The 19,408-nt window shown below is 68.3% G+C and carries 12 protein-coding genes and 1 pseudogene; 8 read left to right on the top strand and 5 right to left on the bottom strand.

Features of this window, described 5'->3' with window-relative positions; translation table 11 throughout:
* Positions 1-293: 293 nt before the first annotated feature.
* Positions 294-4,046 (bottom strand): ABC transporter ATP-binding protein, encoded by a 3,753-nt coding sequence (locus tag HEB94_RS32540; RefSeq protein WP_192753401.1) that lies wholly within the window; start codon positions 4,044-4,046, stop codon positions 294-296.
* Positions 4,047-4,189: 143 nt separating this feature from the next.
* On the opposite strand from HEB94_RS32540, the gene HEB94_RS52840 reads away from it, so the two are divergent.
* Together HEB94_RS52840 and HEB94_RS32535 are read left to right on the top strand one after the other, a co-directional pair.
* Positions 4,190-4,318 (top strand): hypothetical protein, encoded by a 129-nt coding sequence (locus HEB94_RS52840; RefSeq protein ID WP_273376920.1) that lies wholly within the window; start codon positions 4,190-4,192, stop codon positions 4,316-4,318.
* Complete coding sequence (locus HEB94_RS32535) at positions 4,309-4,545, top strand: hypothetical protein (protein WP_192753400.1); 237 nt, start codon at positions 4,309-4,311, stop codon at positions 4,543-4,545. The genes HEB94_RS52840 and HEB94_RS32535 overlap by 10 nt, the downstream gene beginning before the upstream one ends.
* A 32-nt stretch (positions 4,546-4,577) precedes the next feature.
* Here the strand turns inward: HEB94_RS32535 and HEB94_RS32530 are convergent, their stop codons facing one another.
* Positions 4,578-4,877: a hypothetical protein gene (locus tag HEB94_RS32530; protein WP_192753399.1), complete on the bottom strand. Its 300-nt coding sequence runs from the start codon at positions 4,875-4,877 to the stop codon at positions 4,578-4,580.
* A 452-nt stretch (positions 4,878-5,329) separates the two neighbouring features.
* Between HEB94_RS32530 and HEB94_RS54880 the strand changes: the two are divergent.
* A pseudogene (locus HEB94_RS54880) lies at positions 5,330-5,818 on the top strand (DUF2637 domain-containing protein); the annotation flags it as partial.
* A gap of 150 nt (positions 5,819-5,968) precedes the next feature.
* On the opposite strand, the gene HEB94_RS32525 reads toward HEB94_RS54880, so the two are convergent.
* Together HEB94_RS32525 and HEB94_RS32520 are read right to left on the bottom strand one after the other, a co-directional pair.
* Positions 5,969-6,985, bottom strand: a complete 1,017-nt coding sequence (locus tag HEB94_RS32525) for an IS481 family transposase (protein WP_192753398.1) — start codon at positions 6,983-6,985, stop codon at positions 5,969-5,971.
* A gap of 1,209 nt (positions 6,986-8,194) precedes the next feature.
* A complete protein-coding gene (locus tag HEB94_RS32520) occupies positions 8,195-9,220 on the bottom strand; it encodes a phosphotransferase (RefSeq protein ID WP_192753397.1) in 1,026 nt (341 codons plus the stop codon).
* A gap of 659 nt (positions 9,221-9,879) precedes the next feature.
* On the opposite strand from HEB94_RS32520, the gene HEB94_RS32515 reads away from it, so the two are divergent.
* From HEB94_RS32515 to HEB94_RS32505, 3 genes are read left to right on the top strand one after another with little or no spacing between them, the layout of a single operon-like run.
* Positions 9,880-15,174, top strand: a complete 5,295-nt coding sequence (locus HEB94_RS32515; RefSeq protein WP_192753396.1) for an LAGLIDADG family homing endonuclease — start codon at positions 9,880-9,882, stop codon at positions 15,172-15,174.
* On the top strand, positions 15,171-15,494 hold the full coding sequence (locus HEB94_RS32510) for a hypothetical protein (protein WP_192753395.1): 324 nt from the start codon (positions 15,171-15,173) through the stop codon (positions 15,492-15,494). Before HEB94_RS32515 ends, HEB94_RS32510 begins: the two co-directional genes overlap by 4 nt.
* Positions 15,491-15,802 (top strand): hypothetical protein, encoded by a 312-nt coding sequence (locus HEB94_RS32505; protein WP_192753394.1) that lies wholly within the window; start codon positions 15,491-15,493, stop codon positions 15,800-15,802. The genes HEB94_RS32510 and HEB94_RS32505 overlap by 4 nt, the downstream gene beginning before the upstream one ends.
* Before the next feature lie 629 nt (positions 15,803-16,431).
* Here the strand turns inward: HEB94_RS32505 and HEB94_RS32500 are convergent.
* Positions 16,432-16,905, bottom strand: a complete 474-nt coding sequence (locus HEB94_RS32500; protein WP_192753393.1) for a hypothetical protein — start codon at positions 16,903-16,905, stop codon at positions 16,432-16,434.
* A 285-nt stretch (positions 16,906-17,190) separates the two neighbouring features.
* Here HEB94_RS32500 and HEB94_RS32495 point away from each other — a divergent pair, with 285 nt between their 5' ends.
* Together HEB94_RS32495 and HEB94_RS32490 are read left to right on the top strand one after the other, a co-directional pair.
* The gene (locus tag HEB94_RS32495; protein WP_192753392.1) at positions 17,191-17,349 is read left to right on the top strand and encodes a hypothetical protein; all 159 of its coding nucleotides are present in this window, start codon (positions 17,191-17,193) and stop codon (positions 17,347-17,349) included.
* Positions 17,350-18,066: 717 nt separating this feature from the next.
* Positions 18,067-18,645 carry a hypothetical protein gene (locus HEB94_RS32490; protein ID WP_192753391.1) on the top strand — a complete coding sequence of 193 codons (579 nt, stop codon included), beginning with the start codon at positions 18,067-18,069 and terminating at the stop codon, positions 18,643-18,645.
* Positions 18,646-19,408 lie beyond the last annotated feature (763 nt).

Here is a 19,408-nt window from a genome sequence, read left to right as displayed (position 1 = left end):
TTCGATCCACTCCGCGAGCTCGAACTTTGCAGGCAGTGGGGCCAAGCTCATCCGTGACCATCAACGCCTGGCCGAGGAACGCGTGAGACTCGCCGCACGTGTTGATCACGACCGAGTCGTAGTCCTACGGTCGCGGCTCGCCCGGGTCGGCCATGGCACGACGACGTTGCCTGGCCAGTCGTCGCCAGCCGAGATGCTCCAATCCGGCACGGCCCCCTTTCGCACCTACCGCGGGGGAGGGGACTTTGGCTTGGACGTCAAGGACGGACCCGCGCGCACGTGGGCCTGGCTGCTCAACGAACCAGGGGATCACCCGACACGGTGGATTCCTGGTTCCGATGGCCGTGATCCTCGCCTGCGGAGGGCCCTGGCTCGCCGGTGAAGGCGGACCAGAGGTCGGCGTAGCGGCCGCGGAGTTCGAGGAGCTCGTCGTGGGTGCCGACCTCGACGACCTTGCCGCGGTCGAGGACGATGATGCGGTCGGCGCGGGCGGCCGTGGCGAGCCGGTGGGCGATCACCAGGGTGGTTCGGCGGTGCGTGAGCCGCTGGGTGGCTTGGGTCACGGCGGCTTCGGTGGCGAGGTCGAGGGCGGCGGTGGCTTCGTCGAGGAGAAGAATGTCGGGGTCGACGAGGTGGGCGCGGGCCAGAGCGAGGAGTTGGCGTTGGCCGGCGGATAGGTTGCGGCCGCGTTCGCCGACGGGGTGGAGGAAGCCATGGCGGAGGGTGGCGATCATGTCGTCTGCGCCAACCGCTCGGGCGGCTGTTTCGACTTCGGCGTTGCTGGCTTCGGGGCGGCCGTAGGCGATGGCGTCGCGGACGTTGCCGGCGAACAGGTATGCCTCCTGGGGTACGACGCCGAGCCGGTGCCGGTAGGTGGTGAGGTCGAGGCGGCGCAGGTCGTTGTCGTCGACGCGGACGCTGCCCTCGGTGGGGTCGTAGAAGCGTGCGAGGAGTTTCATCAGGGTGGACTTCCCGGCACCGGTCTCCCCGACGACGGCGACCGTCTCGCCGGGACGGATGCGCAGGTCGATGCCGCTGAGGGCTTCCTCGGCGTCATGGGTGTAGCGGAACCGTACGTCGTCGAACTCGATGTGGCCCGCGACTCGGTGTACGGGCAGAGGGTCGACGGGCGGCGGGGTGGAGGTGGGCGTGGCCAGCAACTCGCGGATGCGGTCGAGGCCGACTCTGGCGCGCTGGTACCCGTCAAGAACCTGTGACATCTGCTGGATGGGGGAGAACAGCATCGTGATGTAGAGCATGAACGCCACGATGCTGCCGGTCGTGAGGCTGCCTCCCGCCACGCGGGTGGCGCCGACACCGAGCACGATCGCGACAGCGAGTTCGTTGGCGAACTCGATGAAGGAGAAGAAGTAGGTCAGGTAGACCTGGGAGCGCATCTTGGAGTCGTAGTGGTCGCGTACCAGGCGCCGGAACAGCGTGGAGTTACGCTCCTCCCGGCCATAGGCCTGGGCGACGCGGATCCCGTTGACATTCTCGGTGAAGTTGGCGTTGACGGCGGAGAGCCGCTCGCGCACCAGACTGTAGGCCGGGTTGGAGTAGCGGCGGTACAGCAGGACGGCGATGGCGACCGCCGGCACGAGGGCGAGCAACGACAGGGTGAGGCCAACGTCGATGGTGGACATGACGCCGAGCACACCCACGAAGGACAGTCCGGCGACGACGGCCTGGCCGAGACCCGTCTGGACGAACGACGTCAGCGAGTCGATGTCGGTGGTCATCCGGGTCATGATCCGGCCGGTCTGCTCGGTCTCGTAGTAGTCCAGGCCGAGCCGTTGCAGGTGTGCGTAGGTCTTGACCCGGAGCCAGAACAGCATCCGTTCGCCGGCGCGTCCGGTGATGCGTACTTGGTTGCGGCGGAGCAACCAGGCGAAGACCACTACGATGAGCGCGATCGCCGACATGGTGAACAGCACGCCGGCGTCGCCGGCGGTGACACCGTGGTCGATGCCGGTGCGGGTGAGGTACGGAACCGCTAGTTGCGCCGACGCCTCCACCACCATGAAACCCACGATCAACGCGAGGCCGGTCCGGAACGATCGCCACAGCCGGCGCAGTCCGAACGCGGGGACCGGTTGCCGCGCGTCGGTGATGTCCACATCCGGTGCGTCGGTCAACGCCGGGAGGGTGGCCACCAGGGCGGCCTTCTCAGGTGGCAGGCCGGACGCCCCGAACGCGCCAGTGCCCTCCTCCAGCGGCGGGTTGTCCCACAGCTTGCGGGTCAGCACGGGTCGGTGCTCACTGAGCGGTGCCGCTGCGCCGTCGGTGCCTTCGAGTTCCTCGTCGTGCCCGGACAACAGGAGTCGGTAGCGTTCGCAGCGTGCGGTGAGTTCTTCGTGGGTCCCGACGTCGACCACCTCGCCGTGGTGCAGGACGGCGATTCGGTCGGCGAGTTGCAACGTGCTGCGCCGGTGGGCGATGACCAGCGTCGTCCGGCCGCGCATCACCCGCCGCAGGGTGGCGTGGATTTCCGCCTCCACCCCTGCGTCGACGGCTGAGGTGGCGTCGTCCAGGACCAGCACGCGAGGGTCGGTGAGGATCGCCCGCGCCAACGCCACACGCTGCCGCTGCCCGCCGGACAGGGTGAGGCCACGCTCGCCGACCACGGTGTCGTAGCCGTCCGGCAGCGCCGAGATGAATCGGTCCGCCTCCGCTGCCCGCGCCGCCGCCCGTATGTCGTCCTGGGTGGCGTCGGGCCGGCCGAAGGAGATGTTGGAGCCCACCGCGTCGGAGAACAGGAAGCTCTCCTCGAACACCATCCCGATTCGGGAGCGCAGGGATGCCAGCGACAGCTCACGTACGTCCCGACCACCGATCCGGACGCTGCCCTCCTGCGGATCGTAGAAGCGGGAGAGCAGCAGGGCGACGGTCGACTTGCCAGAACCCGTGCCACCCACCAGCGCCAGCGTCTCGCCTGGATCGACCCGCAGCGACACGTTCTGGAGCACGGCACGTCCGTCGTCGTACCCGAACGTCACGCCGTCCAGCTCCAATGACACCGCGCCGATCGGCGCCTGCACCGCTCCGGGCGCGTCGGCGACAGTGGGCTTGGTGTCGATGATCTCGAAGATGCGGAGCAGCGCCGCCTGTGCCTGTTGGAACCGTTCGATCTGACCGACCATCACCATCACCGGCCCGACCATCGAGCCGAGGTACGTCGCGAACGCGAGGAAGGTGCCCAGCGTGATGTCGCCGCGCAAGGCCAGCCAGCCACCCAGGGCGAGTGCGCACACCTGGCCGAGTGCCGGGATCGCGTTGAAGGTGGGGAAGAACTTCGACGCGATCCGGGTGCGCCGCATGCCGGCGGCGTAGAGGTCGGCGGCCGATGCCTCCAGCCGCTCCTGCTCGTGCCGTTCCTGGCCGAAGCCCTTCACGACCCGTACGCCGGTCACCGCGGCCTCGACTACGCCGGCCAGTTCACCGGACCGGTGGGAGTAGTCCCAGAACGAGGGCCACAGCACCTTCCCGGCGCGTCGGGCCAGCAGGAACAGGGCCGGCACGGTCACCAGGGCGACCACAGTCAACAGCGGCGAGAGCCCGACCATGATGACCAGGGACATCACGAACATCAGCAGGCTGCCGACGACCAGCACGATGTTCTGGAGGGAGTTCTCCACCGTGGTGACGTCGGAGATCGCCCGGCTGACCACCTGCCCTGTTCGCAGTCTGTCCTGCTGCTTGCCGTCCAGTCTCTGCAGAGCCTCGAAGACGTCGATGCGCAGCGCGTAGTCGACGCCGATGTGGACCCGTCCGACGAAGTAGCGACGAACGAAGCTCGCGGCGAACCGCCCAAGTCCCGCGCCCACCAGGAGGGCCAGCCAGGGCAGTAGTGGCTGTCGGCGCGCGAGGACGACCTCGTCGATGATCTCGCGGACGATCAGCGGCGACAGGGCCGCGACCGCGCTACCGACAACGGAGCCCGTCAGGCCCAGGATCAGCGCCGTACGGTGGCGCCAGCAGTACCCCGCGAGCCGGCGAAGCCACGCCGATTGTCCAACCTGATCAACCTGTTCGACCGTCGTCGACATCGCCCCCTTCGAGCCTTGGACAGGTTAGAGAGTCGCGCCGGGATCCGCGAGCCCAATTTCAGGTGGTTCATCCTCGCGGTCGAGACTTCCGAGGAGCACCGCCAGGCGCTCGACAAGGTGACACGACTCCCGAGGAGGAACGCATGAGCGCCACTAAGCAAGGCACGAGCGCGGCGGCACTCGAGACACCGACGCCGTACGCGCCGCAGCCGACCAAGCTGCGCCACGTCCGCGGCGACCCGCTCCACTACTGTGGTGCGGCATGGGCATGATCGAGCAGATTCGTATCGCCGCCATGGGAGAAGGCGAGGACGAGTACACGGCGCCGCCGGCGCGCATCCTGGACCTGGCGGTCATCGGCGAGGACGCCGACATCGACATCTACGACACCGACCCCGCCGGCAAGACGCTTGACAAGCCGGCGTTCTCGGTGCGTGTCCCCGCTAGGTCGCTGGCTATCGCACTGAACGCCGCGATCGAGGAATCCAACCAGAGCTGACTCCCGGCCGAACGGTCTCGTTCGCCTTCGACTCAGCACACGTACCGTACGGTGCACTCGTCGTGCCCGGACAACAGGAGTCGGTAGCGTTCGCAGCGTGCGGTGAGTTCTTCGTGGGTCCCGACGTCGACCACCTCGCCGTGGTGCAGGACGGCGATTCGGTCGGCGAGTTGCAACGTGCTGCGCCGGTGGGCGATGACCAGCGTCGTCCGGCCGCGCATCACCCGCCGCAGGGTGGCGTGGATTTCCGCCTCCACCCCTGCGTCGACGGCTGAGGTGGCGTCGTCCAGGACCAGCACGCGAGGGTCGGTGAGGATCGCCCGCGCCAACACCTAACGTGACGACCTCGCACGGCAACGAGACCCCCGTCGTTGGGCACGACGCGCCACACCTAGCTAGACAGCAGGGCGGGCCCGACCCCACAGCGATGTGGGGTCGGGCCCGTCCTGTTGGGCTGGCGGTACAGGTTAGTCAGGTGCGGCCAGGTGACCTGACCCTGCCAGGCCAATACCACCCAGCGCGCTCATACATCGATAGTGCTCGACCCTGGGGTCCACGGCTGAGGTGGGCGAAGCGGCTGTCACAGCCTTGCCCGGCTCTGCACCTTCCACAGAGCAACGTCTTCCAAGGAAGGGAAGATCCGTGTCGCACTGCCGGACGGACCGCCTGACAGCCATTCCGGGAGTGGGCGTGGTCGACGGCGCCGCTGCGTTGATCAGCTGCTGCTCATCGGCGGGGGTCCAGCGCGTCGCCGCCGATTCGATGGCGTAAGGGGGAGTCAGGCATGAAGAACGGATGGCTCGATCGGACGGCGGCGTGCGTGCGGCGGCTGGTGCTCGCCGTGCCGTTCGTGGTTGTGGTGGCGGCGCCAGCTGTGTCGTCGTGGCATGGCCTGGTCGCGGCGGGCCGTGACTGGTTCGGGCTTGGCGCATGGGCGCCGCTGGTGCCGCTGACGTTGGACGCGGCGGCGCTGTATGTCGCGGTCCTAGCCTGGCAGGCGACGCTGGCGGGCGATTCGGCGGGCGTCGACCGGTTTCTGGTGTGGGTGTACGCCGGCCTGAGTGCTGGCATAAACATCTCGCACGCGGACGCGGTGGGCGGCGTGCCGGCCGCGGTCTTCTACGGAGTTGCTTCGTTGTCGGCGGCGCTGGTGTGGGAGCGCACGCTGCGTGCGATGCGCCGTGCGGAGCTGCGCAAGCTTGGCGCGATCGACGCTCCGGCACCGCGTTACCGGCTTCTGCGCTGGGTGCTGCACCGCGAGGAGACCTGGGGCGCTTTCCGACTTGCTGTGGGAGAGGGGATCACGGATGGCCGTGACGCGCTGGCCCTGTATCGCGCTGCTGACGTAGTGACCGAGGTGCCTGAGGCTGCCTCGGAGCTGGGGGAGGCTCCCTCTCGGCCGGTCACCCGCACGCGGCACGTGCTAGGTGTTGCCGATCATGACGTTGGTGACGGTGTTCCGGAGGCGTGTGGCGGGGGGTTTGTCGCCGGCGGTGGTGTGGGCTCGATGATAGTTGTAATGGATGTTCCACACCTGGATCGCATCGGCTCGTTGGGCCTCGCTGGTCCAGACCCGTGCGTAGAGCAGTTCTTCAGCGAGGATGCGCTGATACCGCTCGACCTTGCCGTTGTGGCGTGGGGTGTAGGGCCGGGTGCGCTGGTGGCGTGAGACGAACGCGGAGATGGTGCGGGCGAAGTCACCGGCACGGTAGTTGCCGCCGTTATCTGTGACGAGGCGCACGATCCGGTTGATGCCGTGGGCGGCGAAGAACGCCCGGGCGCGGTGGAAGAAGCCGATGGTGGTGGTCGCGGTCTCATCGGGCAGGTGCTCGGTGTAGGCCAGCCGGGAGAACCCGTCGACGGCCGAATGCAGGTAGACGTAGCCGGCCTTGGCGGCGCCGTTCTTCTTCGCTTTCGCGCGCCTGGCGGCCCGGTCGGCGTCGCTGCCGCGGCCGTGGGCCCGCCAGCCACCGCCGTCGGGGATGCGGCCGACCTTCTTCACGTCCAGGTGCACCATGTGCCCGGGGTAACGGGCGGTGATCTTGCCCGGCCGCCGGTTGCATGCTCCGGTGGGATCCAGGTCACGGCGGCGGTTGATACCCAACCTGACCAGCCAACGCCCCACCGTCGCAGTCGAGAGTTGGTGACCCACCGCAGCCAACTCAACCGCGATCTTCCGCGCCGACCACTTGTGCTCTCGCCGCCAGCCCTCGATCAGCTCCACCACCTCCGCCGGGGTCTGCGTCGGGGAAGTGTGTGGGGCGCTGGACCTGTCCAAGAGCCCAGCTTCACCGCTGGTCCGGTACCGGTTCACCCACTTCGACAAGCACTGACGCGACACACCCGCCTCGGCGGCCACATGAGCGATCGGACGGGACTGACACCGCTCAACCAGACGCAGCCGGCCAGCAGGAGTCAACGGGGCGCTAGCGTGGGACACGAGGGGTAGATCCTTTTCTGTAGCAGGACGGGTTGCTCGCACTTCTCATCCTGCCGCCGGGTGATCTACCCCTCCCTCACACCCCGACCACCGTCACCAACCTCATGAGCCGCAACAGCTAGGGGAGTCTGACGTGGCTGCCGGGCCGGCCCTGGAGTTCGGGGGCCTGACGCAGCGCGAGGCGCTGGAGATCGGGGTCCGAGAGCTGGGCCCCGAGTTGGACCTGCCCACCCACTCCTCCTGTCCGCAGGCCGCTTCGGCCTCGAGCGAGCCTTCCGGCCCGCTACAGGGTGTGTCCGGCCAGTTGGCCGAGCCGGTCCAGGAGCCTGCCGGTCCGGCGGAGGTCCAGCCAGTCGCCGCGCCGCAGGCCGCTTCGGCCTCGAGCGAGCCTTCCGGCCCGGGGGAGGATGTGGCTGGCCAGTCCCGCCCGGCCAGGCCGCCCGAGCGGATGCACCTAGTGGCTCACGAGACGAAGCCGTCGCGGCCTGCCCGCTCGACCTCATCTTCGCCGTCGACGCGAGTGACCGAGGGACCGGTCCGCCAGTCGAGTGAGGCGATCACCGACGAGTACGCCATCGCGGTCATCCGTCGCCTCGACGCCCAGGCCGCGGAAGGCCATGCCTCCCGCCGGACCATCCAGGACGAGCTGGACTGTGGAGCCTCGCGGGCAACCCGCCTGGCTGCCCTTGCCCGGTCCGAGAATGATGCGCCTGACCAGGCCGCGGTACCGGCTCGCCAGTCTGCGTGAGCACATCAGACCGCCTTGCCTGATCGGTGTGTGCCTGGGTGGTCTGGGCTGAGGGTGCTGGCTGACTGTCGCCGTCGGTCTGGGCTGCGGCCTGGTCAGGCAAGGGGCTCGGCGCTCTTGCCCAGGCCGGTCCAGGCAAGAGTCTGACCGGGGCCGGCCCGGCCAGGCCGAGTGTGGCAGGCCCGTGTACCTCAGAACGGCCCGTGGCGAGCCCTGGCCCTGCTTGTCGACGATCACGTAGTTCCACACCCGACGATCAGTGGTGACCCCATGGGGACGACGTTTCGATTCCGGTGGGGACGACGTACGGAGCATCGACCGCTGGCCTCTCGTGCTGTCCGTTAGGGGATCACCCCTCAACCCGACACTCGAAGGTGCAGCCGCGATTTCCCGCCGAGGTATGCCGCCTTCTCTGACGAGATACCTCTGACAACCTGAGGACAGGCGGTGTTTGCGGACCCTCAGTCCAGCAGGCCGAGTGTCTGCAGGTCGTCGTGTAGGCCGAGGGCTAGGTCCGTGGGCGTCTTTGCGATGTCCGGGTGACCGGCGTTGTCAATGCGCCAGGGCAGGCCTTGGTACGCATTCACGAGGCGGACGAGAAGCGCCTCCTTCCACGCCTCGGCCTCGTCAACGACAACACCAGTCAGGTCTCGGACGGTCTCCAAGTAGTGGGCGAAGAGGTCCCGCTCCTCGCGACCCGAGTAGGCGGCGAGTCCGGAAAGTGTCGTGGCGATGTCGATGAACCGTGGACGCAAGCCCATCGTCTCGAGGTCGAACATCACCAACCTCCCGCGCGACCAGCCGATCTGCTGCAGAAACAGCTCACCGTGATTCAAGGCCATTGGCAACGCCTCGACGGCTGCAGCGGCCCGCTTGTACGCAGCGAACCAGCTCTCTGGGTCGACCGTCACGGGCACGGCAGGATGGGCAGCCAACGACGTCAAAGCAGCCATGACACGTGCAGAGAACTCCGCAGCTGGCATCCCGGGGGGCAGCACGAACGCCTCAGGAGGCGGTGCCTCCAACGTGTTGAGCCGGGCGATCAGCCCGATCAGCTCGTCCACGTCGTTCGGCTCGACTCCCACCGTGGGAACGAATTCGAGGACGACCACCTCATCGCCCCGCACGGCCGAGTACAGCAGCCGTGGAGTGGGAAATCCGCGCGCAGTCAGGAACGCGTATCTCGCTGCCTCCGCCCTCGCCGGCTCCTCGCTCCGCTTGCAGAAGACGGTCTGCGTGAGCCGCGCCCCGTCCACGTCGAGGTAGCCGACGGCGACGATGCAGGAGTTCGTTCCCTTGTGGAGGCCTCGTATCTCGTGCGACACCCACGCCCGCGCCCCCTCAGCACGCACGAAGCCCGGCAGGAACTCGCCGAAGTCCCGCCAGGTCAACCCGTACGGCAGCGCACACGGGCGCGGTTCGATCGGCACCGGCGAAAGGTTCGCCGGCGAGAACCTGCTCATCTGGTAGGTCACGTCGGCGAGCATTCCTCACCACCGGACCGGTAGCCACCGGTTTGACGGTCGCCGGAGATACCGGACATCCGGGCGGAGTGGCTCTGTCCCAACTCTCGGTCTGCCCCCAGACGAGGAAGCCCAAAGGCACGCACGCCGATGGTGAGCGGGAACGTGGAGCTGAGGCTGCGGCGCGGCTTGACATGTTCCTGCGCCGGCGGGCTGGCCAGTCCGGCTTCCTGCCTCTGCCCATCCATAACCAGAGGCCTCAACGCGCTCCAAGCTTAACCTTGAGTGCATCTGGAAGGGGCCGAGGGCCTGGCCGAGTCGCTTGTCGCGGCGAAGGTGATGGGGCCGGCGGGCAAGGCGGTTGAGAGGGCCATCTGAAATCGGCCTCGGTCAGAACCTCTCCGAGAACCATGCCCGAGGCCGATTTTAGGGGCCGCGTCAAGCGGTCAGCGGATGCTCAGTTGGGGGCAAGACTGCCGGTCTGCTGTCGGAAAGGTCCCCGTCCACGAATTCGCCCTGGGTGAGTCGCGAACCGTCAGCGCCCCGGCAACAGGCCGGCAGTGAAGGGGAGCAGGCCTTCACCACGTGCGCATCACTCGCACACCACTACGCCACCAGCTGTCACAGTCGAGCCCCGTCTCACACCTTCCCTGGTTGACATTGCCCTGTGCGAAGGAGCCACGATGGCGACTGCTCGTCCCTCGCCGCGGCGGCCTGGCCAGGCCAGGCCGCAGGCGGCCGCCCCGGCGCCGGCGACCAAGGTCCCGGCCCGGCCGTCCACTCACCTGCGCGACGCCTCTTTGATCGCCGCGGGAGGTGTGGCCGGCTACGGTGTCGCGCCGCTGCTCGGCCAACCCGGTTTGGGCTTGCCGGCCCTTGCCGCCGGCGTGGGCGGAGGTGCCGCGCTCGCCGTCACGGGGGAGCGGGCCAAGCGTCGGCGGGAGCTCGAGGACCGGGTGCTCGAGGCACTTGCGCCCCTGCTGGGGGTGCGCCATCTGGACCGGCGGATTGTCAAGCTCAGCAAGTGGACCAACGGGTGGCCTGGCCTGCCCCGGCGGGTACGGGTGCACTACGCGCCCGGCGCCGCGGACAACGACCCGGCCTGGAAGAGCGAGATCACCGCCGTGCTGGCCGGCCGGTTGCTGGCCGCCTACGAGGTCGCCCGGCACGACCAACGCCGCTGCATCCTGTGGCTCAACCGGGTTACCTCCGAGGCCGACTCCGTCGAGCCGCCCTACGCCCAGGTTCGTGCAGAGCGAGCCATCACCGAGCTGATCGGCCCGACCGCCAAGGTCACCGCCGTCGAGCTCGATGGGGAAGAACTGCACTCGATCACGGTCACCCACCAGGCCGGCGCGAAGCTGGCTGCCACGGGGTACCGGAACCGCATCGAGCGGGTGATCTCGACGATGATGCCCGGCCGGTGGCGTGCGGTCTGGGACCTTGAGGGCGACTCGGTCCGGTTTGAGGTCCGGCCGACACTGCCTTCCAGCATCTGGCTACCGGCGCCCCGCCAGGAGAACACCGAGGACCTGCTGAAGAACTACCGCCAGGTGAAGATCCCCTGCGCTGTCGATGAGGACCACCGCGAAGTCCTCTGGTACCCCGCACTCACGCCTCAAGTCATGCTCACAGGCGCCACCGGCACGGGAAAGGCGCTCGCTCGGACCACCCCAATCCCCACCCCGTCTGGCTGGACCACGATGGGGGGCCTCGTTGTGGGGGACGTGCTCTTCGACGAGCAGGGGCAGCGCTGCACGGTCACCGGTGTCTACGACCAGCCACCAGGCCGGCCGTGTAACGAGGTGGTTTTCAGCGACGGTTCGGTCATCGTCGCCGACGACGATCACCAGTGGTGGACCTTGGATCGTGCTGCTCGAGTGTCCGCGCTCCGCGCCGGCAGGGCGCGCCGGCGGGTCCCACGAGTCCCCCGAGCAGCGGTGCGGGCCCTGGAGCGGGCCCTGGCTCGCTACGGAGACGATGACCTGATCAGCCGGGCCGAAGTTCACGCTCTGGCCGGCCCGGCCCTCCCGGTGGGAGTTGTGCGGGCTGTGGTAGCCGAGGTGGGGCCGGCTGGAAGCCGGGCTATGTGCATGGATCAGCGGTACCCGCAGACCGAGATCTACCCGGGCAGGCTGCTGCTCACCGAACTGGTCGACCGCGCCGCACGGGGCTCTCGACCGGGCAGTCTCATGGCAGAGGCCGGCCCACTGTGGCAGCTGGCATCTGCCGGTGCGGTGCCCGACCTGCTCTGTCTGGACGACATCGCGAAGATGGCCGGGATACCGGACAGATCCGATGGCCGCTACAAGCATCTGCGGCGAGTGGTGCGTGCGCTGCCGGTGCCACCAGTTACCGTCCCGGGCGCGACCAAGGTCGTCACCAGGAATGTCGGCAGGGAGCTTCTCTACCCCGCGCGGGCCCTCCTTGGCCGGCTCATCGAGGCCGGTGCGGAGTCCCGGTCAGATCAGCGGCGCCTACGGTCACTCGGGCAGGTGCGCACGACCCGCCAGATCGCGCAGACGCTCCTGGCCTCTGGCGGTCAGCGAAACCACTCCATCCCTCTCGCTCAGCCGATCGAGCTTCCCACCGTCGAGCTGCTGGTGCCGCCCTACGTCTTGGGCGCCTGGCTCGGCGATGGCACGACCTCCGCCGCGGAGTTGACCACCACCGACGTCGAGATGCTCGGGCTCCTGGCCGCGGAAGGAGTCACCGCCAAACCCACCCCGGACCCGATCATGTACGCGCTGAAGTGGTCCTGTCCGCCGTCGAGTTTCGCTGCCCGGGTCTCCACCTCAGGTGAGCGGTCCATCGTCTGTGTCCGATGCGGCAACACCCTGAAGGCGGGAGAGTCCACTGACACGTGCGCGGCTTGCCGCCAGGTTGTCCAGCACTTCCGGTCGGCCCTTCGCCACATCGGTGTCCTCGGCTACAAGCACATCCCGCCGAGGTATCTGCGGGCAAGCATCCAACAGCGCCGGGCACTGTTGGCCGGACTGCTTGATTCCGATGGCACCGTCTCCCCGATAGGTAGGGTCCACTTCGACAACACCAACGAGCAGCTGGCCCGTGATGTCCTCGAGCTGGCGTTGTCCTTGGGCTACCGGGCCACCATGACGGGCAAGGCCGCTCGACTGAACGGCAAGGACTGCGGCCCGGTCTACCGCGTGGCATTCACATGTCTGCGATCGCCGTTCCGACTCACCCGCAAGACCATCGCCCATCGACAACGATGCAGGTCGTCCAGTCCCGTACGGACCTCGCAGCGCTACATCACCCAGGTCCGCCCGATCGCCCCGGTCCCGCTGCGTTGCATCACCGTCGACTCGCCCTCACACCTGTTCCTGGCCGGCCGGCAGTTCATCCCCACGCACAACACCTCCATGGCCCACGCTCTGCTTGGCCAGGTCACCAGGAACGGGTGGCCGGTGTGGGTGCTGGACGCCAAGCGGGTCGAGTTCTTGGACCTCCGCACCTGGCCTAACGTGCAGATCGTCGCCGGCAGCATCCCCCAACAGGTGGCCTTGGTCCGGCGTGCCTGGGAGCTCATGGAGTACCGCTACCAGCTGATCGAGGACGGCAAGGCCAGCGTCAACGACTTCGAGCCCCTAGTCGTCTTCCTCGATGAGTACGCCGAGTTCCGATCCAACCTGCTGGAGTGGTACGCCCAGATCAAGGTCAAGGGTGACCCGACGAAGCCGCCCACGCTGGCTGAAGTCGCGTCCCTGACCCGCAAGGCGCGCACCGCGCGCATCCACCTGGTCCTGTCCACCCAGCGCCCGGACGCCGAGTTCCTGGGTGGGGAGGCCCTCGCCCTCGACACCCCCATCCCCACCCCGCAGGGATGGACCACGATGGGCGAGATCCGTGCCGGAGACATCGTCTACGACCACACCGGCGCCCCGACCGTCGTGACCACCGCGACCGACGTCGCCCACGGCCGCCCCTGTTACCGCGTCACCTTCTCCGACGGCTCCACCTTCGTCACCGACGCCAACCACCGCTGGCTCGCCCACAGCGCCCGCCGCCGGGCCAGCCTCGGCTCTACCTACGTTCCGCTGACCCGTTCCGAACGATGGCCGCACCACTCCGCACTGGCCGAGAAGCTGGAACGCTCCGACCTCGACGTAACCCGAGAGCTCACCCTGTCCGAGTTCGAGTCCGCGCTCGGCCCAGGCCGCAATGCCCTCCTTCGCCGCCTGCTCACCCCGACCCACTCTCGAGTGACCCCCGTCGGGGTGAGCCCCGGGCAGTCCGGAAGGTTCGCCGCGCGCACCTATCTCGCTGGGGACCTGAAGCAGGCGCTAATCGACGAGATCGCGTCCCCGCCGAGAACGGGCCGCCCGACCGACGGGGAGATCGTCACCACCGCGCAGATGGCGCAGTCGCTGACCTCCTCCGGCGGCGCCTCGAACTGGTCGATCGACGTCGCCGACCCGATCCAGGCCCCCGAGGCCGACCTGGCCATCGACCCGTGGCTACTCGGCTACTGGCTCGGCGACGGGCACAAGACCGGCGCGAGCATCGCCACGAACGACGTCGAGGTCCTCGACCGGATCCGCGCCCTCGGCTACCGCGTCACCCACTACGGCCGGTTCAACTACGGCATCTCGACCGGTACCCGCGGCGGCAGATCCGATCGGGCCACCCTGGTCGAGGCGTTGCGCGATCTCGGGCTTCTCCACAACAAGCACATCCCGCCCAGATACCTGCGCGCGTCGATCGCGCAGCGCGAAGCACTCCTGGCCGGTCTGCTCGACGCGGACGGGACTAGCGCCGTCCGCGGCCGGCACCAGGCATCGGGGCAGGTCGTCTTCACCAACGTCGACCCGGTTCTGATTGAAGGGGTCGGTCAGCTCATCGCCAGCCTCGGGTTCATCCCGACCCTCCGCCAAGTGCGCTCCGCCGGCGTCGAAAGTCACCCGTCCTCCGTGGCATACGGCCGCCCGACGCGCGCATCATTCGCCGTGTCCTTCACGCCAGACCGTCAGGTCTTCTCCCTGGCACGGAAGCAAGCCGCACTCGCGCCATCACTGCGAGCCCGCCGACGACCCACCACGACCCGGCGCTACGTGGTCAAGATCGAGCCCGTCGAGTCGGTACCGGTGCGCTGCATCGCCGTCGCCGCCGATAACCACCTGTACCTGGCGGGGGAGCGGTTCATCCCAACCCACAACACCCGCGACAACTTCGGCTTCCGCATCAGCATGGGCCGGCTCAGCCCTCAGGGCGCGATGATGATGTGGGAGAACCCCGCCGTTGGGGTCAGCCTTCCCCGCGCCTGCACCGGCCGGGCCACCGCGACCCATGAGGACGGCAAACCGGTCGAGGTCCAGTGCTATCGGTTCCCAGAAATGAGCGCTGCCGAGGGCAGCGAGGAGCACCAGCTACTCAAGGCAATCCGGCCCACGGAGACCCGCTGGCCCCGGCTGGTGATCGTCCCCCCGCAGGGAATGGACGACCTGGACGGCGGCGAACCGACTCCGCCCACCTTCCGCGACTACGCCCGCGCAACGTGGGAGCTAGCGGAGAACCGCCCCGACCTCGACCCGCTCGCACGCTCCGAGGACGAGCCCCGAGTCGACGGCCGCGAGCTCTCCTCCACACTTGCCTCCCTGGGCATCCGCACCGGCGACAGCCAGGGCCGGAGATCTCGCCCCCATCTGCGTGTGGTCGAGGCGGCCGATGCCGACGAGCCCACCCCCGCGCCGGCCATCGACCAGTTCGAGGTCGATGAGTACGTCGGCTACGCGCCGCCTGTTCCGTGCGTTGCTCGCGACCTCGTTGTCGGTGACCTGATCGAGGTCGACGAGGGCAGTGGGGTGTGGGTCGTCGTCGACGAGGCTCCCGAAGACGACGTCGTCGCCCCGGGGATGATCGCGGTCTCCTGGCGCGGTGACGGCGACGAATCCGGCTCCCTCTCACTTTCCGACGACATCCAGATCGCAGTGCGCCGACCCGAGAAGGACCCATCATGAGCAACGCCTCGCATCGAGGCAACGGCCTGGCCAACAGCCCCGGGGAGGAGATGTTGCTGATCCACATCGCGCTTGCTGCCCTTGGGGTTCTGGTCGGGTCGGCCGGCGTGCTATGGCTGAAGGGCACGACCTGGCTGGTCGAGCACGGGGTGCTGGCCCCGGCCTCGGCGCCTCCGCTCCTCGAGATCCCCGGCGCCGACGGCGCCGGCCTGGACCGGCCCCGCATCGCGATCGCGACCGCAGCGCTGCTGGCAGTCGTGGCTGTCGCGGTCAGCTGGGCCCGCCGCGTGAGCGTCCACCGCCGCGAGAATCTCGCATGAGCGCCTCCAAGGAAGTCCTCGCCCAGCAGGCCGCCGCGAGGCTGGTGGCCGCCGCGTGCGGGGAGGAACGCGACACCTGGAACCGTCAGGAGCAGCTGCACGACGCGGCGACCACCCAGGCAGCCGCCCTCGCCGCCGCTACACCGTTACTGCAGATCTGCGCTAGCTGCCGCATCGTGGCGGATTGCCGCCAGTGGGCGATCGTCGACGAGTACACGGGGATCGCCGCCGGTACAGCGTGGACCAACGGCGTGGAGAAGTCGGCGCACTGGGTTCCCCGTCGCCCTCCGAGGCGGTTGGCCGGCTAGCCTGACCGACGGGAGAAGCCCTGCCGACCGCGTGGAGCCGGAGGCAGGTGGCGCGATGCGTGCGGAGGTGGCACTGCGCCCTCAGGACCCACGAAATGGCAGCACCACCAGACTGACGCTTGCGCGGCGGCTGGCACCTAGAAGGCAGGAACGCCGAGGTTGGCAAGCAGAGCGCGAATGATCGTGCTGGAAGGTTCGATGCAGGCTTGGCCGTCCTTATCCACGCCGAGAGTGTGAAGGTCGACAATCGAAAGGGCTTCGTCGCCGATACGGGACCGCTTCGACCGGATCATCAGTTGCTCGCGCGGCCGCGAGCAAGCACATTTGAAGTTCCTACCACGACGGGCTGATCGCCTCCTGGCGCGGTGCACAACCCTCGTGCCGACGTCGGTGGTGCAGCCGACGTCAGGCTTCGGTTCGCCGTCTTGGACATCCACGGCGGCCCGAGGCGTGAACGTGACCTGAACCGCCCAGAACGGGTGGCAGATTTCGGACGCCGGCGGAGGTAGGAGCGTCGCCGTGTACCGGCTCTGACACAGTCAGCCGGGCGTTCGAGCTCCGCTTCTCCCGCGCCGAAATCCTCCGGACGCGGCTCCGGCATGCACCGCGCTGCAGCGAGGGTCTCGACCTCAGTCGTAGGCGTAGACGGTCGCGGCTCCCCAGCCTAAATTCTGGACGTAGAACTCGGCCTGGTCGTTGGCGCCGTCGACGTAGTTGCTGATCCCACGGAAGGCGTAGCAGCCGCTGCTGTCGAAGTCGCGTGGGAAGTCGAGCAGGTTGAGAAGCCCGTCGTTGAGGCGGACCTGATCGTCGGGGTTGAACGGGTCCTCCTCCCACAGGATGTAAGAACCGTGCTGGCTATGTGCATCCAGGCAGATCATGAAGTCTCCGCCACCCGATTGGAAGGTGCGGCTCTGCTTCGTGAAGTCGTCCGGGCCCAGGTAGTCCCACTCGCCGGCGCCATTCGGTGAGACCACCCGGTCGCTGGAGGGGTTGCCGCCGGTTTCGGTGGCCATCGCCGGTGAGGTCGCCGTGACGATGAGCGCGGCGCCTGCCAGGGCAAGTGTGGCCAGCCTTGTTCTGTGTCTCGTTACCAACTGCATGGAGACTCCCCGAGAGTATTGGTGGAAGGTCGCATCTGCGTGCCACCACAATCGTGAGGGTGTCGGAGGCGATCGGGCGTTGACCACCAGTCGACTCATCTTGTCGATGAGTTCACAGGAGCTCGGCGTGCCTGCGCGTTGGTGACCGGACCTCACCGCGTCGACGACCTTGGTTGTCGGAACGCTGCGCGTACCGTGCGGTCACGTTCCGGTCCCCGAAACTGCCGCCGCTGGCACCATGTGACTGCCTGACCCGGGCCGGTCGAGAACACCCGGCTGAACGGCATGATCTCGATCACCAAGGTCGCCGAAAGGGACGCCGCCGACGCTGACCCGACCGCCTCGGTGCACGTGAACTCGACCCGCGCACGACGCACGACGTACGACGAGGACCTCCTGTTGGCACCCGGGACGCCCGCCGAGACGGGTCCGCTGGGCGGATGAGTAATCCCTGGTCTCGCTATGGTCGCCGCGATCCGGACGCCGGAGGATGTTCCGGAGCTGGCCCTCGTGGCCCAGGTAGACCGGACCGTTGTTGGGCACTGCATGCTCGGTCGCAAGGCCCTGCTTGGTCTCACTGCTCCACCGGTACTGGCCCTCGGTCCGCTCAGCGTTCTTCCGGCAGCGGCGTGCCATCGGCAGTCAACTCGTGCCCGAAGCTCGAGAAGTCGCCAGGCACGGGCGGAAGGACGCGCTGTCGTGCTCCTCGGCGAGCCGGACCACTACCCGCGCTGGCCAGCAGCCATGGTCCACCCCTGGTAACCGAGCTCACGGGCTACTGCGGAGCAGAGATTCCGCACTAGGGAGGCGGCTTAACGCCATGCTCGTCTGGCGTCGGGACGGTGGTCAGCGCGTGCCATCCACGTGTCGTTAGCGCGGGGGCCCAGGGAGGGATCATCCGGGTCACTCCAGGCCACTGATCCACACCACCGGCCCGCGTATGCGGCGTGATCCCTACGTTTTCCAAGCTGACCGTGCGGGTTCGATTCCCGTCACCCGTTTCACCGCAAAGGCCCAGGCCAGAGCGCATCGGATCCCGCCCAGAGGTGTGGCGACCCACAATTGGTAGACGGCCCGCAGCAAGTGATGGGAGGTTTGGAGTCCACCAACCCACGTGAGGGCCCGACCAGCCCGAGACACCTCCCCAGGGGAGTGATTCTGATGGCGACCACCAGCCCCACCCCGGCCCTGACCGCCGACCACATTGACCTGCTCGTGTCCGCAGCCTCGTCCTGGCACATCCTGGCCTCTCGGACCCTGGTCGCCTTCGCGCGAAACTCCTTGGAGAAACACGTCCTTGTCGCCACGGCCACCGAGGCCGGCCGGCTGCTGCGCGCCGAGAACACCGCAGCCGTGCAGTGGCTGGCCGAGCGTGGCCGGACACGGGTGGTCGACCGGGCGGTCCTCGGCTCCTACACCCACCGCCCGGTCGACCACCTGGATCCTGTCGAGGTCATCAAGGCCGCCCACGTCGCGCAGGTCCTTTGCTCGCCGAGCCCCACATGGGAGGGCAGCGCGACCCAGCGGCTGCTGGCCGCGGTCATCACCGCCGGGACCCACCGCCTCCAGGGGTATGCCGAGGCGCCCTGGTCCTGGAGTCGTCCCAAGCGCCGAGGCGGCCGCCCAGTCCGTGTCGCCCGTCGATGCCGTCCACCCGGCGGTGCCCGGGCTGGACTGGATCACCCTCGAGCAGCTGCGGGAGCACTGGACGACGGCGCCGCTGGTGATTGTCACGGCTAGCGCGGCTGCAGGTTCCCGTCGACCTGCCCTTGCGCGCCGGCGTTTTCCTCGTGGTCGTCGACGAGGAGCCAAACGAGGTGTGGGAGGCCCTGGCGGCGCTGGGGATGCAGGCCCCGTGCTCTTCTGGCCGACTTGTCGCCGTGGCTGCTGGCGCAGCTTGCCGACCCTGCTCCGGAGTTCGTCGAGCACCGGAGTCAGGCATGACCCACATCGAGTCCGGATCCGTCGACCCTTGGACCTACACTGGCCGGGTCGGACTCGTCCGACTCCCCAGGTTGAGACCAGCGTCGGGGTGGTACCCGACGCCCTCAACCTGTCATCCGTCGGGGCCGGGACCGGCATCGGGTTGGTCCCCTGTGCCCCCGGCCCCGCGGATGTTCGGGACCGCCTCCTCGCCGCTCCGGCGTCACAGGCCCTTCCCTCGCCACACCTTCCTTTCGGTGACTGCACCCGAACGGGGGAGGCGAGTTGGACATGGATCTTGCCCGCAGCGCCTTAAGCAGCCATGGGTGCTGGCGCCGCCTTCGTCGAGGCACCGACCATTTCACCTCGAACACTTGGGGATGACCGATGCCACAAACCGCGCTGGCACCAAGTCCGACCGTGCCCGTCAGCCCAAGCTCTCACCATCGCGTTGGAAGACGGCAAATACCTGGGCCGGCTACCTCGTCTTCGGCTTACCGGCTGCCCTTGCTTCCCGGGGCTGATCTCTACCCTCGAGCAGCTCAGCCCGCGGGACAGCATGACCAGCGCGGTCCCCGCT

The organism is Actinopolymorpha pittospori (assembly GCF_014873875.1).
GTDB classification, from domain to species: domain Bacteria; phylum Actinomycetota; class Actinomycetes; order Propionibacteriales; family Actinopolymorphaceae; genus Actinopolymorpha; species Actinopolymorpha pittospori.
Note: the sequence above shows the minus strand (reverse complement) of the source record. Positions and strands in the feature narration are given on the sequence as shown.

Coding starts and splice junctions, on each gene's coding strand:
- HEB94_RS32510 (WP_192753395.1), top strand. CDS start 15,171: ATGAGCAACGCCTCGCATCGAGGCAACGGCCTGGCCAACAGCCCCGGG.
- HEB94_RS32495 (WP_192753392.1), top strand. CDS start 17,191: ATGATCTCGATCACCAAGGTCGCCGAAAGGGACGCCGCCGACGCTGAC.
- HEB94_RS52840 (WP_273376920.1), top strand. CDS start 4,190: ATGAGCGCCACTAAGCAAGGCACGAGCGCGGCGGCACTCGAGACACCG.
- HEB94_RS32535 (WP_192753400.1), top strand. CDS start 4,309: ATGGGCATGATCGAGCAGATTCGTATCGCCGCCATGGGAGAAGGCGAG.
- HEB94_RS32540 (WP_192753401.1), bottom strand. CDS start 4,046: ATGTCGACGACGGTCGAACAGGTTGATCAGGTTGGACAATCGGCGTGG.
- HEB94_RS32520 (WP_192753397.1), bottom strand. CDS start 9,220: ATGCTCGCCGACGTGACCTACCAGATGAGCAGGTTCTCGCCGGCGAAC.
- HEB94_RS32515 (WP_192753396.1), top strand. CDS start 9,880: ATGGCGACTGCTCGTCCCTCGCCGCGGCGGCCTGGCCAGGCCAGGCCG.
- HEB94_RS32500 (WP_192753393.1), bottom strand. CDS start 16,905: ATGCAGTTGGTAACGAGACACAGAACAAGGCTGGCCACACTTGCCCTG.
- HEB94_RS32505 (WP_192753394.1), top strand. CDS start 15,491: ATGAGCGCCTCCAAGGAAGTCCTCGCCCAGCAGGCCGCCGCGAGGCTG.
- HEB94_RS32490 (WP_192753391.1), top strand. CDS start 18,067: ATGGCGACCACCAGCCCCACCCCGGCCCTGACCGCCGACCACATTGAC.